General features: G+C 61.0%; 20 protein-coding genes and 1 pseudogene. 11 read left to right on the top strand and 10 right to left on the bottom strand.

All coding sequences use genetic code 11. The annotated features are described in order from the left end of the window. Window positions 1–33 precede the first annotated feature (33 nt). The 8 genes from FHP89_RS10760 to FHP89_RS10725 all read left to right on the top strand — a co-directional run bounded on the left by FHP89_RS10760 (window position 34) and on the right by FHP89_RS10725 (window position 6,534). The gene (locus FHP89_RS10760; RefSeq protein ID WP_144179810.1) at window positions 34–510 is read left to right on the top strand and encodes a 4Fe-4S dicluster domain-containing protein; all 477 of its coding nucleotides are present in this window, start codon (window positions 34–36) and stop codon (window positions 508–510) included. 13 nt (window positions 511–523) lie between these two features. Continuing rightward, window positions 524–2,371 (top strand): aldehyde ferredoxin oxidoreductase family protein, encoded by a 1,848-nt coding sequence (locus FHP89_RS10755; protein WP_144179808.1) that lies wholly within the window; start codon window positions 524–526, stop codon window positions 2,369–2,371. A 114-nt stretch (window positions 2,372–2,485) separates the two neighbouring features. After that, entirely contained in the window at window positions 2,486–3,754 is a 1,269-nt protein-coding gene (locus FHP89_RS10750) for an NAD(P)/FAD-dependent oxidoreductase (protein ID WP_144179807.1), read from the top strand. Further along, window positions 3,751–4,002 carry a MoaD/ThiS family protein gene (locus FHP89_RS10745; RefSeq protein WP_144179806.1) on the top strand — a complete coding sequence of 84 codons (252 nt, stop codon included), beginning with the start codon at window positions 3,751–3,753 and terminating at the stop codon, window positions 4,000–4,002. Before FHP89_RS10750 ends, FHP89_RS10745 begins: the two co-directional genes overlap by 4 nt. Before the next feature lie 2 nt (window positions 4,003–4,004). Then, entirely contained in the window at window positions 4,005–4,310 is a 306-nt protein-coding gene (locus tag FHP89_RS10740) for a hypothetical protein (protein ID WP_246116192.1), read from the top strand. 6 nt (window positions 4,311–4,316) lie between these two features. Continuing rightward, window positions 4,317–5,021, top strand: coding sequence for an ABC transporter permease (locus FHP89_RS10735; RefSeq protein ID WP_144179804.1), 705 nt, complete (start codon window positions 4,317–4,319; stop codon window positions 5,019–5,021). Continuing rightward, window positions 5,018–5,737 (top strand): ATP-binding cassette domain-containing protein, encoded by a 720-nt coding sequence (locus FHP89_RS10730; protein ID WP_144179803.1) that lies wholly within the window; start codon window positions 5,018–5,020, stop codon window positions 5,735–5,737. Before FHP89_RS10735 ends, FHP89_RS10730 begins: the two co-directional genes overlap by 4 nt. Then, the gene (locus tag FHP89_RS10725; protein WP_144179802.1) at window positions 5,719–6,534 is read left to right on the top strand and encodes a substrate-binding domain-containing protein; all 816 of its coding nucleotides are present in this window, start codon (window positions 5,719–5,721) and stop codon (window positions 6,532–6,534) included. The genes FHP89_RS10730 and FHP89_RS10725 overlap by 19 nt, the downstream gene beginning before the upstream one ends. 230 nt (window positions 6,535–6,764) lie before the next feature. Here the strand turns inward: FHP89_RS10725 and FHP89_RS10720 are convergent, their stop codons facing one another. The 7 genes and pseudogenes from FHP89_RS10720 to FHP89_RS10695 all read right to left on the bottom strand — a co-directional run bounded on the left by FHP89_RS10720 (window position 6,765) and on the right by FHP89_RS10695 (window position 13,337). Further along, the gene (locus tag FHP89_RS10720) at window positions 6,765–8,126 is read right to left on the bottom strand and encodes a TRAP transporter large permease (RefSeq protein ID WP_144179801.1); all 1,362 of its coding nucleotides are present in this window, start codon (window positions 8,124–8,126) and stop codon (window positions 6,765–6,767) included. A gap of 3 nt (window positions 8,127–8,129) precedes the next feature. Beyond that, window positions 8,130–8,819: a TRAP transporter small permease gene (locus FHP89_RS10715; RefSeq protein ID WP_144179800.1), complete on the bottom strand. Its 690-nt coding sequence runs from the start codon at window positions 8,817–8,819 to the stop codon at window positions 8,130–8,132. Between the two features lie 104 nt (window positions 8,820–8,923). Then, window positions 8,924–9,931, bottom strand: coding sequence for a TRAP transporter substrate-binding protein (locus FHP89_RS10710; protein WP_144179799.1), 1,008 nt, complete (start codon window positions 9,929–9,931; stop codon window positions 8,924–8,926). Window positions 9,932–10,252: 321 nt separating this feature from the next. Continuing rightward, a pseudogene (locus FHP89_RS10705) lies at window positions 10,253–10,634 on the bottom strand (alanine:cation symporter family protein). A gap of 71 nt (window positions 10,635–10,705) precedes the next feature. Continuing rightward, window positions 10,706–10,846, bottom strand: a complete 141-nt coding sequence (locus tag FHP89_RS20930) for a hypothetical protein (RefSeq protein WP_186300420.1) — start codon at window positions 10,844–10,846, stop codon at window positions 10,706–10,708. Between the two features lie 398 nt (window positions 10,847–11,244). After that, a complete protein-coding gene (gene ctlX / locus FHP89_RS10700) occupies window positions 11,245–12,147 on the bottom strand; it encodes a citrulline utilization hydrolase CtlX (protein WP_144179798.1) in 903 nt (300 codons plus the stop codon). Between the two features lie 119 nt (window positions 12,148–12,266). After that, entirely contained in the window at window positions 12,267–13,337 is a 1,071-nt protein-coding gene (locus FHP89_RS10695; RefSeq protein ID WP_144179797.1) for an ornithine cyclodeaminase, read from the bottom strand. 169 nt (window positions 13,338–13,506) lie between these two features. On the opposite strand from FHP89_RS10695, the gene FHP89_RS10690 reads away from it, so the two are divergent. Beyond that, window positions 13,507–13,944 carry an Lrp/AsnC family transcriptional regulator gene (locus FHP89_RS10690; RefSeq protein WP_144179796.1) on the top strand — a complete coding sequence of 146 codons (438 nt, stop codon included), beginning with the start codon at window positions 13,507–13,509 and terminating at the stop codon, window positions 13,942–13,944. A 62-nt stretch (window positions 13,945–14,006) separates the two neighbouring features. Here the strand turns inward: FHP89_RS10690 and FHP89_RS10685 are convergent, their stop codons facing one another. Continuing rightward, window positions 14,007–15,218, bottom strand: a complete 1,212-nt coding sequence (locus FHP89_RS10685) for a methionine gamma-lyase (protein ID WP_144179795.1) — start codon at window positions 15,216–15,218, stop codon at window positions 14,007–14,009. Window positions 15,219–15,366: 148 nt separating this feature from the next. Here FHP89_RS10685 and FHP89_RS10680 point away from each other — a divergent pair, with 148 nt between their 5' ends. Further along, on the top strand, window positions 15,367–15,822 hold the full coding sequence (locus tag FHP89_RS10680) for an Lrp/AsnC family transcriptional regulator (RefSeq protein ID WP_222105367.1): 456 nt from the start codon (window positions 15,367–15,369) through the stop codon (window positions 15,820–15,822). 59 nt (window positions 15,823–15,881) lie between these two features. On the opposite strand, the gene FHP89_RS10675 is transcribed toward FHP89_RS10680, so the two are convergent. Next, the gene (locus FHP89_RS10675) at window positions 15,882–17,297 is read right to left on the bottom strand and encodes a TonB-dependent receptor (protein ID WP_144179793.1); all 1,416 of its coding nucleotides are present in this window, start codon (window positions 17,295–17,297) and stop codon (window positions 15,882–15,884) included. Between the two features lie 236 nt (window positions 17,298–17,533). On the opposite strand from FHP89_RS10675, the gene FHP89_RS10670 reads away from it, so the two are divergent. Continuing rightward, window positions 17,534–18,739 carry a DUF4236 domain-containing protein gene (locus FHP89_RS10670; protein ID WP_144179792.1) on the top strand — a complete coding sequence of 402 codons (1,206 nt, stop codon included), beginning with the start codon at window positions 17,534–17,536 and terminating at the stop codon, window positions 18,737–18,739. 79 nt (window positions 18,740–18,818) lie between these two features. On the opposite strand, the gene FHP89_RS10665 is transcribed toward FHP89_RS10670, so the two are convergent. Continuing rightward, the coding region (locus FHP89_RS10665) for an FAD-dependent oxidoreductase (RefSeq protein WP_186300418.1) at window positions 18,819–19,410 on the bottom strand (592 nt) is incomplete at its 5' end.

Here is a 19,410-nt window from a genome sequence, read left to right as displayed (position 1 = left end):
GCCCGATCTCAACCTGTCAGGAGGAGTCGGCCGATGTTGAAGTCTCTTCACATTGACCCCGCCAAATGCACGGGCTGTCTGCAATGCGAGATGGCCTGTTCGTATGAGCACCATGGGGTCTTCAATCCGTCCAAGTCGCGGATCAAGGTATTCAATTTCGAAGCAGAGGGCAAAAAGGTGCCCTACACCTGTACCCAGTGCGCCGAAGCCTGGTGCATGAACGCCTGTCCGGTTGATGCCATCCGGCTCGATGCGGCAACGGGCGCCAAGGTTGTCCATGAGGATATCTGCGTCGGGTGCAAGGTATGCACCATCGCCTGTCCCTTCGGCACCATCAACTACGAGCAGGATTCGGGCAAGGTCCAGAAATGTGACCTGTGCGATGACAACCCGGCCTGTGCTGCGGCCTGTCCGACCAGCGCGATCACGTATATCGACGCCGACTGGACCGGGCTCGACAAGATGCGACAGTGGGCGGCCAAGGCCAACACTGCCACGCCGGCAACGTGAGGAGGACGGAACCATGGGCTGGGCTAGAAAAATCCTGCGCGTGAACCTCACTCAGGGCACGTGCACCCCCGAGCCGCTGAACATGCAGTGGGCCGACGAATATCTCGGCTCACGCGGGTTGGCGAGCAAATATCTCATCAGCGAAATCGACCCGAAGGTCGATCCTTTATCGCCGGACAACAAAATGATCATGTCCACCGGTCCCTTGACCGGCACCATGGCATCGACCGGCGGGCGTTACACCATTGTGACCAAGGGGCCGCTCACTGGCGCCATCGCCTGTTCGAACTCCGGTGGCTTCTTTGGCGCCGAAATGAAGTTCGCCGGCTGGGACATGATCATCTTTGAGGGCAAGTCGCCAAAACCGGTGTATTTGTACGTCGAAAATGACCGGGCCGAGCTGCGCGATGCCAGCGGTTTGTGGGGCAAGTCCTGCTGGGAAACCGAAGAGACCATCAAGAAGCAGCATCAGGACCCGCAGATCCGCGTGTCCTCGATTGGCCGGGCGGGCGAAAATCAAGTGCTGTATGCCTGTGTGGTCAATGATCTGCACCGGGCCGCCGGCCGCTCCGGCGTGGGCGCGGTGATGGGCTCCAAGAACCTGAAAGCCGTGGCGTTGCGCGGCACGAAGGGTGTTGGCGGCATCAAGGACTTCAAGGGTTTCATGGCCGCAACCACCGCGGCCAAGAAAGTACTCGCCGACAACGCGGTGACGGGCGAGGGCCTGCCCAAGTACGGAACCCAGGTGTTGATGAACGTGATCAACGAGATGGGCTCGCTACCGACGCGCAACCACAAAGATGTGCAGTTTGAGGATGCAGCCAAGATTTCGGCCGAAGCCATGCACGAGAAGCGTGCGTCGGACGGCAAGTCGCAACTGGTGACCAATGCAGCCTGTTTCGGGTGCACCATCGCCTGCGGGCGGATATCCGAGATCGACAAGGGCCATTTCACTGTCGTCAACAAGCCCGAATACTGGGGCGCGTCGGGCGGTCTGGAGTACGAAGCCGCCTGGGCGCTGGGTGCCGCCAACGGCGTGGGCGATATCGAAGCCTTGCAGTACGCCAACCTGCTTTGCAACGAGCAAGGTATGGACCCGATCTCCTTCGGCGCCACCGTCGGTGCGGTAATGGAGCTCTACGAAATGGGCGTGCTGACCAATGAGCAGATCGGCGTCGACGCGCCTTTTGGTTCGGCGGAGGCGCTGGCACGGTTCACCGAGATGACCGCGCTGGGTGAAGGCTTTGGCGTGGAAATCGGCCAGGGCTCCAAGCGGCTGTGCGAAAAATACGGCCACCCCGAGCTGTCGATGACGGTCAAAGGGCAGGAGTTTCCGGCCTATGACGCGCGCGGCATCCAGGGTATGGGTCTGACTTACGCCACCTCCAATCGCGGTGCCTGCCATTTGCGCAGCTACACCGTGGCCTCCGAGGTGCTGGGCATTCCGGTCAAGACCGATCCGCTCGTTACCGAAGGCAAACCGGAGTTGGTCAAGGCGTTCCAGGACGCGACGGCGATCTTCGACTCGGCGGGCATCTGCGTGTTCACGTCTTTTGCCTGGACACTGGCCGATGTGCAACCGCAGCTGCAGGCGGCCTGCGACGGTGATTGGTCCATGGAGAAACTCAACCTGGTTGGTGAGCGCATCTGGAACATGGAGCGGCAGTTCAACACGGCCGCAGGTTTCACCCGCAAGGATGACGACTTGCCGCCACGCTTGAAGACCGAGCCTGCCCAGACGGGCCCGGCCAAGGGCTTGGTGAGCGGCATCGACAAGATGATTCCGGAGTATTACCAGATACGCGGCTGGACGCCGGACGGCGTGGTCACCGAGGAAACAGCCGGCCGACTCGGGCTCTGATTCCTGTCTTGACCTGAGTGCCGGTCGCGGTGAAGGCCGCGACCGGTTCCGCTTGCTGTCGGCTCGTCTTGCCTTTGGGGCGGGCGGGCCGATCCTGCGTATGAGGAGTTCTTCATGAAATATCTGATTCTGGGCAATGGACCCACCGGGGTGATTGCCGCTGAAACCCTGCGCCAGGCCGATCCGGCTGGCCAGATCGTGATGGCTGGCAGTGAAGACGCGCCGCCGTATTCGCGCATGGCCATCCCGTATCTGCTCGAAGGTAACATCAACGAGTCCGGCACCTACCTGCGCAAACGCACCGGGCATTTCGAATCGCTGGGCATTCGCTTGAAGCCGGGCCGTGCGGTGTCGGTCGACCGTGAGCAACAGCGCGTGTTGTTTCACGACGGCAGCCACGAAGACTACGATCGCCTGCTGATCGCCACCGGATCGCACCCCGTGCGTCCGCCCATCCCCGGCATTGACCGCCCGCAAACCCAGACTTGCTGGACGCTTGAAGACGCGCGCGCCATCGCCGCGCTGACCAAGCCCGGCAGCCGGGTGCTGCAGCTCGGCGCGGGTTTCATCGGCTGCATCATCATGGAAGCGTTGGCCAAACGGGGCGTGGAACTGACCGTGGTCGAAATGGGTGACCGCATGGTGCCGCGCATGATGACCCCGACCGCTGGCGGCATGATCAAGCGCTGGGTGGAATCCAAGGGCATCGCCGTTCGCACCTCGGCGGGCGTTGAGCGTATCGACACCGGCACCGGCGATGCACCCCTGAATGTGCAGCTGTCCACTGGCGAGCATCTGCCTTGCGACGTGGTGATTGTCGCCGCCGGCGTGGCGCCGAATGTCGGCTTTCTGGAAGCGACCGGGGTGCACGTGGCCAAGGGCGTGATCGTCGATTCGCGCATGGAAACGTCGGTGCCGGGCATCTACGCGGCCGGGGACGTGGCCGAGGCGCCGGATCTGTTTACCGGTGCGCATCTGGTGTCGGCCATCCAGCCCAATGCGGCCGACCAGGCACGCATTGCCGCGATCAACATGGCGGGCGGTGAGGCGCAGCTGCCGGGCGTTTTAGCCATCAACGTGCTCGACACGCTCGGACTGATCTCGACGTCTTTCGGTCAATGGTGGGGCGACAAGGACGGGCAGAGCGTCGAGCAATGCGACGAGGCGGGGTATCGCTACATCAGCCTGCAGTTCAAGGACGATGTGCTGATTGGTGCGACCGCCATCGGGCTTACCGATCACGTGGGGGCGCTGCGGGGGTTGATCCAGGGGCAGCTGCATCTCGGGCTCTGGAAAGAGCGCCTGCTTCACAATCCACACGCGTTCTTTGAGGCCTACGTGGCGGTGACGCAATCCACCGCCTTGAATCGAGCGGTGGCATGAAGCTGAAGTTCAAGTTGTTTGCGTCATTGACCGATTACCTGCCGGCCGATCGAAAAGGCAATATCGTCGATCTGGATCTGCCGGCAGGCACCACGATTCAGACGGTCATTGATCAGTACCGGGTGCCTGAAAAAAGCGCGCATCTGGTGCTGGTCAATGGGCGTTTCATTCCACCGGCCGCGCGGGCGAGCCATGTGCTGGAAGAAAACGATGAACTGGCCATCTGGCCGCCAGTGGCCGGAGGCTGATCTTGGCGTTTACCCCCCCGTCACTGGAGACATTCTCGCGCGAAGTCGGGGCCAGCGCGCAGGAGTTTGAGCGGAGTCTGCATGCGGCATTGCCCGGCGGCGTCGAGTCGCTGGGAGCGGGGCGCTTTCGCGTGAGCGCGGGCGAGGTGCGCCTGGAGATCACCGCGGTACCGCAGTCGGCACGGCGGATCGGTCTGTTTGCGTTGCCGGTGCTGGCGACCCGATTTGAGTTTTTGGCGGGCGAATTGCCGGCGCGCGCGGCCCTGATCGCGCGGCTGGATCGCGCCATGCAACGCGGCGGAGGCTGAGGCGCTTTGGGCGGATTTTCACAGGCGTTTGCCGACGCGTTTTCGCTGTTGTGGGACTTCGACGCGCGCGTGTTCGAGATCGTCCTGCTCTCACTTCAGGTGAGCGGCCTGGCCGTCTTGATCGGCACGTTTATCGGACTGCCGCTGGGCGCGTGCCTGGCCGTTGGGAGCTTCCCCGGCAAGCAGACGGCGGCCGTCATCGTTAACGGCTTCATGGGGCTGCCCTCGGTGGTCGTGGGGGTGGTGGTCTATCTCGTGTTGTCGCGCTCCGGGCCAATGGGCGACTTCGGCCTGTTGTATACGCCATCGGCCATGGTGATTGCTCAGGTGGTGCTGGTGGTGCCGCTGATGGCGGCGATCGCCCGGCAAGTGGTCGAAGATACTTGGCGGCAGTACCGTGAAGAGCTGGCCGCGCTGCGCTTTGGCTGGCGCGACACAGTGCGGGTGCTGCTGCACGATTGCCGGTTTTCGCTATCGGTGGCGGTGCTGGCCGGTCTGGGCCGCGCGATGTCGGAAGTGGGGGCGGTGATGATCGTCGGCGGCAATATCGACCGCAGTACCCGCGTCATGACCACCGCCATTGCGCTCGAAACCAGCAAGGGTGATCTCCCGCTGGCGATTGCGCTGGGCATGGTTTTGCTGGCGCTGATCCTGTTTCTCAACGCCGGGGCCTTCGCCTTGCGCACCTCGGTGATGCGTCGATTCGAATGAGCCTGTTCCCGTTGCGGCTTCGTGATGTGGTGTTTCGACCCAATGGTCGGGCTGTCCTCGATGGGGTGGATCTGACCCTGTCGGGCGAGGGTATCACCGTGGTGCTCGGGCCCAATGGTGCGGGCAAGAGCGTGCTGCTGCGGACCATCTGCGGTCTGTTGCCGTCCACGGGAGGGGTGATCGATTGGGGCGGCGGCAGCTTTGATCCGCTGGCGGTCGGCATGGTCTTCCAGCATCCGGTCATGCTGCGCAGTTCGGTGATCGACAACATCGCCTTGGGGCTGGTACCGCGCGGGGTCGGCGCACGCGAGCGACGCATGGCGGCAATGGCCATGCTCGAGCAGATCGGGCTGGCTGATCGGGCCAACGATAACGCCAGGCAATTGTCGGGCGGTGAGCAGCAACGTCTGGCGCTGGGCCGGGTGTGGCTGACCCGGCCGCGCCTGCTTTTGCTGGATGAGCCGACCTCCAGTCTCGACCCCTCGGCGGTCGAAGCGGTGGAGCGCATCGTGCGGCAGATCCGCACGGAAGGTACAAAAATATTAATGACAACGCATAATCTCGGTCAGGCGACGCGTCTGGCCGATGACATCGTGTTTCTGGCCGGGGGCCGGGTACGTGAACATGTGTCGGTGCGTCGCTTCTTTTCCCAGCCGTCCTCGGTGGAGGCGCGGCAGTTCATTCAAGGAGAACTCCCATGGCATCTGGCTTTTTGAAACGTCTGCTTCCAGCGCTGATTCTGAGTGCGACGGCCATGACGGTGCAGGCCGGCGAATCCATTACGTTGGCTTCGACGACGTCCACTGAAAACTCGGGCTTGTTCGGCTACATTCTGCCGATCTTCGAGAAGGCCACCGGCATTCAGGTAAAGGTCGTTGCACTGGGCACCGGTCAGGCGCTCGATGTCGGCAAGCGCGGCGACGCAGACGCGCTGCTGGTGCATGACCGCGCCAAAGAAGAAGCCTTTGTCGCCGAGGGCTTCGGGGCGTATCGCAAGGACGTGATGTACAACGACTTCGTCGTGGTTGGTCCGGCGGCCGATCCTGCGGGCATTGCTGCCGCAAAGAGTACTGACGATGCGTTTGGCAAGATCGCTGACAGCGGCAATGCCTTCGCTTCGCGCGCTGACCGCAGTGGCACCCACTCGGCGGAAATGCGTTTCTGGAAAGCGGCGGGCAAGAATCCGGAAGGACAGGCCTGGTACAAGGCCTCGGGCTCGGGCATGGGCGCGACGCTCAATATGGCAGCGGGCGTGGGGGCTTATACCTTGAGCGACCGCGGCTCCTGGGCCAACTTCAAGAACCGCCAGGATCTGAAGATTCTGTTCCAGGGTGACCCGACACTCTACAACCCCTACGGCGTGATTCTGATCAACCCGGTGAAGCATCCGCATGTCAAAAAGGCCGCGGCGGAGACTTTCATCAACTGGATCACCTCCGATGCCGGACATCAGGCTATCGCCGATTACAAGTTGCACGGCGAACAGCTGTTTTTCCCGCTCAAGGCGAAGTAAAGCCCGGTTCTGCAGTAGCGCTTCGGACGCCCGGCCAGTGCCGGGCGTTTTGCATTGTCGGACGCGTCACAACCAACTGCCTGGCTGGTGCTGGGGTGCGTCTGATGGTCGGGTAGGTGGCCACGCCAACACGACGGCCGACGCTCGGTGGGCTTCAGTGCCAGTTTGTCGGCACGCCAAAAAACAAACCCCCGCCGAGGCAGGGGTTTGTTCTGTTCGAGTGCTCAGACTTACTGGATGATGACTTCCGGGCCCATCATCAGCGTCGGCAGCCAGGTCGAGACCCAGGGTACGTAGGTGACGATGATCAGGAAGAGCATCATGATCGCGACCCAGGGCAGGGCCGCCTTGACCACGTTCATCACCGACATCTGGGCGACGCCCGCGGTGACGAACAGGTTCAGGCCAACAGGTGGTGTGATCATGCCGATTTCCATGTTCACCACCATGATGATGCCCAGGTGGATCGGGTCGATGCCCAACTGGATGGCGATCGGGAAGACCAGCGGTGCCACAATGATCAGCAGGCCCGACGGCTCCATGAACTGACCGCCGATGAGCAGGATGATGTTGACCACGATGAGGAAGGCAATCGGGCCAAAGCCGGCCGAGAGCATGGCCTCGGTGATGGCCTGGGGGATGCGCTCCTCGGTCAGCACATGCTTCAGGATGATCGCGTTGGCGATCACGAACATCAGCATGATGGTCAGCTTGCCCGCTTCGAACAGGGTCTTCTTGGTGTCCTGGTGCCAGAACACTTCCAGCACTTTGAACAGCGGATTGCGATGGTTGTTTTCATCTGCAAACGGCCCCATGTCGCGGTAGACATAGTTGGCGATCAGGAAGGCGTAGATTGCTGCTACCGCAGCCGCTTCGGTCGGTGTGAAGATGCCGCCGTAGATACCGCCAAGAATGATCACGATCAGGAACAGGCCCCAACCGGCGTCGCGCGCTGCTGTAAACACCTCGCCCCAGCCGGGGAAGGGCTGTTTGGGCAGGTTCTTGATGCGCGCCGCAATGTAGATCGCGATGATCAGCATGAAGCCGGCGAGCAAGCCCGGAACGACGCCCGCGAGGAACATTCGGCCAACCGACACGTCGGTGGCGGCGGAATAGACCACCATCACGATCGACGGCGGAATCAGAATGCCCAGCGTGCCCGCGTTACAGATCAAACCTGCGGCAAACTCCTTTTTGTAACCCGCCTGCACCATGCCTGCGATGACGATCGAGCCGATGGCGACCACGGTGGCAGGCGAGGAGCCCGACAGCGCGGCGAACATCATGCAAGCGACCACCGATGCGATGCCCAGACCGCCACGAATCGAGCCGACCATGGCGATGGCGAAGCGGATGATGCGGTTTGCCACCCCACCCGTCGACATGAAGCTCGAGGCGAGGATGAAGAACGGGATCGCCAGCAGCGTGTAGTGGCCGTCAAACGTGGTGAAGAGCGTTTGCGCCACCGAGCCGAGCGAGGCGTCTGAGTGAAACATCAGGAACAGAATGCTCGACAGACCGAGCGAGATGGCGATGGGCACGCCGATCAGCATGAAGCCGATGACCATGCCGAAGAGAATTGCGAGATCCATCGGTCAGTGCTCCTTTTTGTTGGTCTGAGCGCCCGCATTCATCTTGGCGATGGCGCGGTCCGAGTTGTGATGGTGACCGTCTGCGTGGGCATCCACCGCGTCTTCGATCATGTCTTCAACTTCGTGCGCGGCAATGATCGAGTCACGCTGATTGGTCAGTACGTGATAGCCCGCCTGCAGCAAACGCAGCACCAACAGGGCCATGCCCAGCGGCAGTGCGAAGTAGGGCACGAATCGCGGCATCTTCTCGTAAGCTTCGCCCTCGTTGATGATCGGGCCAATCCAGGCCAGGAAACCCGGCATCGGGATATCGTCGGTTTCCATCCAGATACGGTCGGAGGCAAACGGATACCAGTATTCCCAAGCGCCTTTGAGCAGCAGCACGGCGAAGAGCAGGCTCGCGCCGACGGCCAGCAAGGCAAACACCTTTTTCACCGGCGGAGGCAGCAGGTTGATGATGACATCCACGCCGATGTGGAATGTGCGTTTGACGCCGTAGGCGGCGCCGACGAGCACCAGCCAGGCGAACAGGACGACCGTGACTTCCAGCCCCCACAAAATATTGCTGTTGAAGACATAGCGCGCAACCACGTTGGCGAACGTGATCAGCGTCATGAATCCCAGAGTGACCGCGATGAATGTCTCTTCAGCGCTTTCCACTGCCTGGGAAAATCGGCTCGGTTCTCCAGTCATCTCCCTCTCCGTTTTATCAAAGGTTGGGCCAAAAATATGCGCGGGGAGCCAGGCTCGCCGCGCATACGGATGGCGCAGATGGGACGCCCTCGCGCCCCACGGGCTTAGCCCTTGTTAGCCTTCTGAGCGGCTTCCATCAGGTCAGCCCCGATGTCGCCCTCAAACTTCTTCCACACCGGCTTCATCGCCTCGACCCACGCCTGGCGCTGTTCAGCAGTCAGCGTACGCACGGTCGAACCGGCTTCGATGACTTTCTGGCGGTTGTCTTCGTCGACTTTCTTGACGGCGGCGTTACGCTCGGTGGTGACTTCGCCGAGGATCTTCAGGAACTGGTCACGCACTTCCGGCTTCTGGCTCTTGAGCCATTCGGTCGAGGTGACAACCAGGTAGTCCAGCACGCCGTGGTTGGTTTCGGTAATGCCGTCCTGAACTTCGAAGAACTTCTGGCCGTAGATGTTGGACCAGGGGTTCTCGCAGCCGTCGATGGTCTTGGTCTGCAGCGCGCCGTACACTTCGCTGAAGGCCATTTTCTGCGGGTTGGCACCGAGTTGCTCGAACTGAGCGACCAGCACGTCAGAGGCTTGCACGCGGAACTTCAAACCCTTGGCATCTTCCGGCGTGACCAGCGGCTTGTTGGCCGACAGCTGCTTCATGCCGTTGTGCCAGAAGGACAGACCCGTCAGACCACGGCGGCTCATCGATTCCTTCAGCTTCTGGCCGTCGGCCGAGTTTTGGAAGCGATCAACCGCATCAATATCGGTGAACAGGAAGGGCAGATCGAAGAGACGGAATTTCTTGGTGAATTTCTCGAACTTCGACAGCGACGGGGCAGCCAGCTGCACGTCGCCGCTGAGCATCGCTTCGAGCACCTTGTCGTCGTTGTACAGGCTGGAGTTCGGATACACCTGCATGCAGGCCTTGCCGTTCATTTCTTCGTTGACCCGCTTGGCCAGCAACTCCGCAGCGATCCCCTTCGGGTGCTTGTCGGTGTTGGTCACGTGGGCGAACTTGATGACCACCTCACCGTCATCGCACGCGCCTTCGGCTTGAGCGACACCGATTTGGCCTGCCAGGACTGCAGCTGCTGCGATCGCGATTACATGTTTGCGCATTTGGACTCCTCCACAACGTTATATAGGTCATGCCCGAATCGTTTTGTCCGGACCTGCCACTGTAGGCTCGTAACCTCCTCTGGTTACTTTGAGCCCGCTTTGAAGCATTGGGCACAAGCATAGTGTCTCAAAGCGCTCCGTAACGGAATACGTAATGTCACTTATCCAGTCTGCGGGCGGCGTGCTTCGGGCCGGAAGTCGTTTTGTTGTGCTTCTGTCCGCCTTGATGCAGGCCAGGTCAGGCTGTCAGTTTTTCGAATGATGCTGTAGCGCTTCACATGAAGCCGGTTGCGCAGCCGACGATGATTAAGGCGCAGAACATCATCTTGTCATCTTGCCGAAGCGGGCCATGCCACGCTCGGCCAGAGCACGGCTGAGGGAGTACATCGGGCCGCCAGAAACCACGCCGGAAGGCAGCACCGTAGGGTATTTAACGCCTAGCGTGCACTCGGCGAACTTGGAGGCCATGGCGAACAAGCCGACCATGATCATCCAGAACGCCGGGGCCGCCAATGGCCAGGGCCGCGCCCACGCCGGCAATATTGCCGAGACCGACGGTGCCTGGCGGGGCCGTGGCCAGTGCCTGGAAGTGCGACAGCTCGCCGTCATGCTTGTGGCTGGGGTCGGTGTACTTACCGCTGACGATGTCGACCGCGAGCTTGAACTTGCGGAACTGAAGGAAGCCGAAGTACAGCGTGACCACAAGGGCGGCGATCAGCAGCCAGTCGGCGATCAGCGGGAAGCTGGTGTCACCGACCGGAACGGAGGTAAAGATCAGGCTGGCAAACCAGCCGAGGTAGTCATTGAAGAAGGTGTCGCAGCGGCATCAATGTCTTCGGCGAACGCGGAAATGCTGAACAGACCGAGCAGCACGGACATGGCGACGTACTTGGTGTGTCCTGGGACTGAGCGCATGGAGTGTCTCCAGTTGTATTACGAAAATCGATCTGTCGGCTGTCGTCGGTGCTGCGACAGATCGTTTGCTACCAGGGTCTTTGCCCTGCTTTTCAAAACGCGACTGGCGCCTTCATGGGCGCCATAGGGGTTCGCTTCGGCGTGGTTCGCGCGAACCACCAATCCCCGAAGCCGGCCAACTTTTTGATGGCTCAGGGGGCTGTGAGCGAAACGGTGCTGCAGGTAAAACGGTGCGTTGCGCTACCGGCTTTGGCATGCGCGGAGGAGGGCGTGTTTGTCTCGAGTAAGTGCTTTATGCAGCGATTATTTGTTACGCAGATGATCTGGCGCGATTGGTGCGCACTGTATCGATCAACCCCAAGTGGAAATCCCGCAAATCGCGTTTTTAATAGGGAAAATCACTTTTTTGGCGACGGTCGTCTCGCGAGGTGCACGCCTGCCATCATGCAACGCACCGATCCGCCCGCCATTTCGATTGTGGGGACGTCGAGCGGAACCAGTTCAACGCTGTTGGAGAGCAATGCGCGCTGCTCCGCCGTCAAGGCGCTGTGTGCTCGGGCAGAGAGGGCGAGGAGACGCCCGTTCTTGCCCTGCAGCTCGATGGCGTTGCCAGCGAAATGTGCGATCTGCGCATTGGTGAGGGGGACCACGACGCGGTCAGACGCGGTGAAGCGTTCGACGATCTCTTCGCGTCGTGCAGGGTCGGAGATCATGTCCAGCCCGATCATGACGAAATCGGTCGCGATGCACATCAGGACATTGGTGTGATACACCGGCACGCCGCCCGCGTCATGCGCTGCAAACACCATGGGCTCGTAGCCGAAGTGCGAGCAGAAGCGCTCCAGCGCGACGGGGTCGGCGCGGTTGGATTGGACGGCGTAAGCGATGCGCTCGATATGGTCGAGCACCATCGCGCCAGTGCCTTCCAGAAACAGACGGTCTGGCTCCAGCCCGGAGTAGTCGACGACCTCCTGCACGCGATAGTCGCGCTTCAGCATCTCGATGACGTCCGCGCGCCGCTCGCGCCGGCGGTTGGGGGCGAACATGGGGTAGATCGCGACATGGCCGCCCGGATGGGTGGAGAACCAGTTGTTGGGAAACACCGAGTCGGGCGTGTCGCGGGTGGTGTCGTCGAAAATATGTACCTGCACGCCGTGCGCTTCCATGATCTCGGCGGCGCGCGTCATTTCGTCATAGGCGTCGCGCGCGATGGCCTCAGGGTCGCGCCCGTCTGCTGGCTGCTGGAAGGCGTTGTCTGCCGCCGTCTCTGCGTTCGGCCAGAAGTGGTGCGGCCGGATCATGATGATGGCCGAAGGGGCTTGGGCGCTGCGTCTTTGCACTGAGGTGTCTCCCGGGGCGGTCAATGGATGATCCGCCGGTGCTTTTGGCTCGTCGGCGGATTCGGGCAGGGGGTGTGGGCTTATGCCGCTTTTGAGGCGGTCTTGGCAGCGCGCATGACCATGCCCCACAAGTCGCGAGGCTCGTTGGGGTCGGCGATCATGTCGAGGCGTTCGAAGTGGCCGGTCGCTTCAAGCTGTGCGTGCAGATAGCGCAGGGCCGAGAAGTCTTCGATGGCGAAGCCGACACCGTCGAAAACGGTAATCTGCTCGGCATGAGTGCGCCCCGGGGCGTCGCCAGTCATCACCGTCCACAACTCGGTAACGGGATGATCTGCCGGCAGTTGCTGGATGTCGCCCTCGATACGCGTCTGCGGGGTGTATTCGACAAAGATGTCCGAGCGCAGCAGGATCTCGCGCTGCAACTCCGTTTTGCCCGGGCAGTCGCCGCCAATGGCGTTGATGTGCACGCCGGCACCCACCATGTCATCGGTGAGGATCGTGGCGTATTGCTTGTCGGCGGTGCAGGTCGTGATGATCTGCGCGCCCTCGGTTGCTTCCTTTGCTGAAGCGCATTTGATGATCTGAAAGCCGCGGTTCGCAAGATTGGCTGCGCACTTGTCGGTGGCATACGAGTCAATGTCGTACAGGCGCAGGGTGTCGATACCGAGCAGCGTCTTGAAGGCCATGGCCTGAAATTCGGATTGCGCGCCGTTGCCGATCATCGCCATGCAGCGCGCGCCGGCCGGTGCCAGAACCTTTGCGGCCATGGCCGAGGTGGCGGCGGTGCGGATCGCGGTGAGAATCGTCATCTCGGACAACAGCACCGGGTAGCCTGTGCCGACGTCGGACAGCACGCCAAACGCGGTGACCGTCTGCAGCCCTTCCTTCATGTTCTTGGGGTGGCCGTTGACGTACTTGAAGGCGTAAACCTCGCCATCGCTGGTCGGCATCAGTTCAATCACGCCGTGGTCCGAGTGCGCTGCGAGTCGCGGCGTTTTGTCGAACAGCGCCCAGCGCCGAAAGTCGTGTTCAATCTGCGCGGCAACGCCGGCAATGGTTTTTTCGACGCCGATCTCCAAGACGATTTTCATCATGTCGTCCACGCTCACGAAATGGATCAGGTTCAGCGATTTGGCATTCTTGGACTGCATCTTTCTCTCCTCGTCTTTGATCGCCACGGTTTGCTTGGTGTGGCATGTCGGAGAGTTTAGGCAGTTGCGATTTCAATAAAAATCACAAACACTTGTAAGTAGTGATGTAATTTTGTAAAAATCGTCAGTAGGAAATGATCAACAACGCAATCTGAGGTCAGGAAGGCCGATGAACGAAACCAGACAGGTACTCGATTCACTCGATCATGAACTGATCGCGCTCTTGCGTGCCGATGGCCGGGCGCCGCTATCCAAGCTCGCGGATATTCTCAAAGTGTCTCGCGGCACCGTGCAGAACCGGCTGGATCGTTTGCTCGCATCGGGCGCGATTTTGGGCTTTACGATTCGCGCGGGTCGCGACTACCCCGACAGCGCGGTGCGCGCCCTGATGATGATCGAGATTGCCGGCAAATCGACTGCGCAGGTCATCCGCCGCCTGCGCGGCATGCCCGAGCTGCACACGCTGCACACCACCAATGGCACGTGGGACCTGATTGCCGAAATCCAGACCGTCAGCCTGCCCGAATTCGACCGCGTGCTGCGCGAGGTGCGCATGATTGATGGCGTGCTCAATAGTGAGACGAGTCTGTTGCTGAGTTCGGTTTGAGTGCGGCGGTGTCGTTTCGGCGCGCTGGCGCGCCTCGTCCTGAATTCTTTCCCTGAAAGTTCTCAGGCCGCCGCGCGCAGCTGCGAGGCCGCCAGCGCGTGTTCAATGTCGGCGATCAGATCTTCGATATCCTCCAGCCCGGCAGAGAGCCGCACCAACCCCTCGGGGATGCCAGCCGCTGCGCGCTCTTCGGGCGTGTAAGTCGAGTGCGTCATGCTGGCCGGGTGCTGGGCGAGCGATTCGGCGTCGCCCAGGCTGACCGCGCGGGTGATCAGGCTCAGATGGTTCATGAAGCTCCGGCCGGCGTCCAGGCCGCCCTTGAGTTCGAAGGCGATCATGCCGCCGAAGCGCTTCATCTGGCGGCTGGCGAGCGCGTGGAAGGGGTCGCTCTCGAGCCCCGGGAAGTACACTTTGTCGACGGCCGGATGCGAGGCCAGCGTGCGCGCAATCGCTTCGGCGTTTTCGCAGTGGCGGTCCATGCGCAGCGCCAGCGTTTTCAGGCCGCGCATGATGAGGTGGGCGTCGTTGGGCGAGAGCACGGCGCCGGTCATGTCCTTGAGGCCTTCGAGGCGCACCCGCATGGCCAGCTCGGCGTTGCAGGCGACGATGCCGGCGGTGACATCGCCATGGCCGTTGAGGTATTTGGTGGCCGAATGTACCACTACGTCGGCGCCCAGCGAGAGCGGTTGTTGAAGGTAAGGCGTGCAGTAGGTGTTGTCGACCACCACCAGCGCGCCGTGGCGATGGGCGATGGCGCTGCCGGCGGCGATGTCGACCAGGCGCATGTTGGGATTGGCTGGGGTCTCGAAATACACCAGGCGGGTCTTGCTGGAGATGGCATCAGCCAGCGCCTGCGGGTCGGTCATGTCGATGCGCGTGACCTTGACGCCAAAGCGTTGCAGGCCGTGCATGAAGAACGAATGGGTGCAGCCATACAGCGTGGTGTCGGTGATCAGTTCATCGCCCGGTTGCAGCAGTGTCCAGCAGGTGGCGGTGATCGCGCCCATGCCCGAGCCAAAGGCCACGGCCGCCTCGGCGCCTTCCAACGTGGCCATGCGTTGCTCGAGCAGGGCGAGCGTGGGGTTGGAGATGCGGGTGTAGAAATGGCCTTTTTCCTCGCCGGCGAAACAGGCCGCGCCGTACTCGGCACTGCCGAAGGCGAAGGTGGAGGTCTGGTAGATCGGGGGCACCAGTGCGCCCTGGTGGTCGAGCGGATCGTAGCCGTGGTGGATGGCGCGGGTGGCGAAACCTTGGGGGCGGGACGCGTGTGACATGGGGCTTCCTTGTTGGGGGGTGACCTGCTGGCCAATGCGTCTACTTTAGTGATCCATGCTTGTTAAAAATTGCCGAAATCATGCGCGATATGCTTTCATTGGCGCATGAAAAGCAAAGCAAATGGCTTTGTGTTGGGAGGATTTGCCCATGGACAAGATCGACAAGAAAATTCTGATAAGTTTGCAGAACGACGCGCGGGTCACCGTCGCTGATCTGTCGGAGCAGGTGTCGCTGACCTCGTCGCCTTGCTGGCGGCGGGTTAAGGCGCTTGAAGAGTCCGGCGTGATCCGGGGCTACCACGCCGAACTCGACCCGCGCCGCCTCGGCTATGACGTGACCGCTTTCGTGAGCGTGATGCTGGAGAACCACCGCATTGATGTGGGGGATTCTTTCGAGGTCGCGGTGCAAGGCATCCCGCAGGTGGTGGCCTGCCACAACGTGTCGGGGCGCTACGACTTCATGCTCGAAGTGGTGGCCACCGATCTCGAAGCCTTCGGCGAATTCGCCCGCAACGTGTTGCGCACGCTGCCGGGGGTGAAGGAGATCTATTCGAGCTTCTCGCTCAAGTCGATCAAGCACCAGCGGCGGCTGCCGCTGCCTTGAGCTGACGGCGCAAAAAACGGCGACCCGTGGGTCGCCGTTATTGTGATGCAGGGGGGCGCTTACTCGGTATCGAAGCCCAGCAAGCGTCCGTCCATGATGCGTTGCGCGACCGATTCGGGCACATCTTCTTCCCAGTCGCCCCGGCCGCTGCGCAGCCCGGCGAGCACCTCGGTCACGTCGATGTGCAGATGGCTTTCGTCGAGCGGTTGCACGGCCAGCAGCTTGTCGTTTTCCTTGAGGTAGGCGAGCAGGTGGCGCAGCTTGGCGGGCACCTCGACATTATCCAGCGTCACCAGATCGGTCGGCTCGCCACCGCGCGGCCGCGAGGGGTACACGTACACATGCGTGTTGTCCGGAAAGAGCTTGCCGAAAGCCTCCAGAATGCCGCCCTCCATGCCTTCGTAGTATTGCTCGTCAAACAGGAAGGCGAAGTCGCGCACCGACAGCACGATGCCGATCGGCTTCTGCGTGTAGCGGCGCAGGTAGGCGCGCAGGCGGAAGAAGCGCAGGTAGTCGGAGATCATCACCGTGTAGCCCTGCGAGGCCAGCAGGTCAATGCGGGCGAGGAAGTCCGCCCCATCCACGTTGTCGCCCGAGGCCAGCGAATTCATGGTGATCTCGGCCAGCGACACTACCTCTTTCTCATCCACCGCTGCCAGCTGGCTGAACTGCTTCTGGCCGGCGAGCATCATGTCCACGTTCACCAGCGTCAAAGGCTTGAAGCTGCCGCGCATCACCATCACCGGCTTGCGGTACAGCAGCTCGCCCGGCACCACCACCTCACCGGCCGGGTTGAAAACCACCGCCCGGGTCAGCCAGCTGCGGATCAGGTGCAGGTTCATCAACCGGTTTTCGACCTCCTCAAAATAGGGGCCGGAGAAGTGGATCACGTCCACCTCGATGCGGTCCGAACCCAGCCCGTCGGCCAGCGACTCGACCACCCATTCGGGGTTCTGATAATGATGGAAGGCGCCGTGGATCAGGTTCACACCCAGAATGCCCAGTGCCTCGGCCTGTAGCGCGTTGTCGTTGTCGAGCATGCGTACATGCATGATCACATCACTCGGCTCGGCGCCCGGATGCAGCTGCACCCGCAAGCCCACCCAGCCGTGACACTCGTTTGCCTGCTTGAAGCTGCGCGCCGTCACCGTCGCCGCGTACGCAAAAAAGGTCGTGTTCTTCGCCCGCACATGCGCCAGCCGCTCCACCACCTGGCTGAACTCCTTGTCCAGCATCTGCAGCAGCCGCGCCCGGCTCACATAGCGATCCACATGCCCGTAAATATCGTCGCTCACCGCCATGTCGTAGGCCGACATGGTCTTGGCAATCGTTCCCGCCGCCGCACCCACCGAAAAAAACCGCCGCGCCACCTCCTGACCCGCCCCGATCTCCACGATGGAGCCGTACTTCAACTTGTCGAGGTTGATGGCGAGCGCTTTCTGGTCAGTGGAGAGCGTGGTGTCGCGTTTGCGCATGTCGGGGGTCTCGGCAGTGTCGGGTGAAGCCCCGAGTTTACACCGACAGCCGTGTAGGGCGGATAAGCGCAGCGTCATCCGCCGGTTTTGCGGTGCCGGGAGTCATTGGCGTCGGAAGGCGCTGCGCTTTTTTGACCCGCGAGGGCTCAATGTCAATCGCTTATGGACGAACCAGAATTATTCCGTGAGAATGAGGCTTGTCGCGCGCCGCGGGTTTGAATAAGAAAGGGGGATGTATGGGAATTAGATTCAGGAGGCGGATAAAGCTCGCGCCCGGAGTGCATCTCAATGCTAGCGGAAGTGGATTGAGTGTGTCCGCTGGTCCGCGTGGTGCGTCGATGACCTTTGGTGGGCGGCGGGGTACGTATATGAACATGGGTGTCCCCGGAACCGGCCTCTATGCTAGGGAGCGCGTCGGAGTGGGTTCGCTTCATGGCGCCTCAGGTGGACGTGAAAGAGGATCTGCCGAGATGTCGGTTTCGGTGTCCGTGGAGGATGACGGAACCGTCATTTTTAAGGATGCGGATGGCAATCCCCTTAGTGAGCAGCTCGTAAAGCAGACGAAGGAGCAAGGCAAGGACGAAATTCGGACGTTACTGCAGACAGCTTGCGATGAAATCAATGAAAGGATTTCCTCGCTTGAAGAGATCCACCTCTCGACCCCGTCACCGTTCGAACCGCCGATGTACACGTCAATACCGTTTCAAAGCCCTAAACCAGTTGATCCGGTGACTGTTAGGTACGGTCTATTAGCCAAATTGTTCAAGTCCAAACGAAAAGAAGTTGATGAGTTGAACGAGAAGTCTCGATCTGCATATCAATGCGAACTTGAAAGTTGGACGGAGCGGTTGCGTGAACACAATGCCCGGGAGCGAGTGCGAAAGGCTTTATTCGAAGAGAAGGTGCATTTCGATTTGGCAGCCATGGAGATTGTTCTCGAGGACACCCTAATGGATATTGTTTGGCCGAGGGAGACGTTGTTGTCGTCAGAAATTAGAGACGACGGCAGCTTGGTCATGATCGATGTTGATCTGCCTGAGATCGAAAATCTTCCTAGCAAGACCGCTACGGTCCCGTCCCGGGGATACAAACTATCTATTAAGGAACTGTCGGCAACTCGCCAACAACAGTTGTACATGCGCCATGTCCATGGCATTGCATTCCGGATCATCGGTGAAGTTTTTTGTATTCTTCCAAAGGTCGAGGAAGTCGTTTTGTCTGGCTACACGCAGCGGCCAGATGCCTCGACTGGTGAGATCCAAGATCAGTATCTTTACTCGGTGTCGGTCAAGCGGGACGAGTGGTCCGGAATCAACTTCGCGTGTCTGAAAGACGTTGATCCGACAGAGGCTTTAGGGCGCTTTGCGATCCGGCGAGAGGTGAGTAAGGCTGGGAAATTTAGGGCGATTGAGCCATATATGTGCGGAGCGAACGCAAGCTGAAGTAGAGAAAGGAGACGGCGACCCGCAGGTCGCCGTTTCTCTTTAGTGCCGCCCCGATTGAGGCGGCGCCGTTGCTTCCTTACTTCTTCTTCCGTGCCGGCGGCACATCCGTACAACTGCCGTGGGCGATTTCAGCGGCCATGCCGATACTCTCGCCGAGGGTCGGGTGCGGGTGGATTGTCTTGCCGATATCCACGGCATCCGCGCCCATTTCGATGGCCAGACACACTTCGCCGATCATGTCGCCGGCCGAGGGGCCGACGATGGTGCCGCCGATGACGCGGTGGGTTTCCGCATCAAAGATCAGCTTGGTGAAGCCGTAGTCGGCGCCGTTGGCGATGGCCCGGCCCGATGCCGCCCAGGGGAACTTGGCGGTTTCGACCTTCTTGCCTTCGGCTTTGGCCTGGGCTTCGGTGTAGCCGACCCATGCCACTTCCGGGTGCGTGTAGGCCACGCCCGGAATCACGGTGACGTCGAAGGCGGACTTTTCGCCGGCGGCCACTTCGGCGGCCACGTGGGCTTCATGCACCGCCTTGTGGGCGAGCATGGGCTGTCCGACGATGTCGCCGATGGCGAAGATGTGCGGCACGTTGGTGCGCATCTGCGCATCGACCGGGATGAAGCCGCGATCGGTGACGATCACGCCGGCCTTGTCGGCGCCGACCTTCTTG

The organism is Denitromonas ohlonensis (assembly GCF_007625205.1).
Taxonomy (GTDB): Bacteria; Pseudomonadota; Gammaproteobacteria; order Burkholderiales; family Rhodocyclaceae; genus Nitrogeniibacter; species Nitrogeniibacter ohlonensis.
The sequence above is the reverse complement of the archived record's forward strand: the minus strand, read 5'-3'. Positions and strand labels throughout refer to the sequence as shown.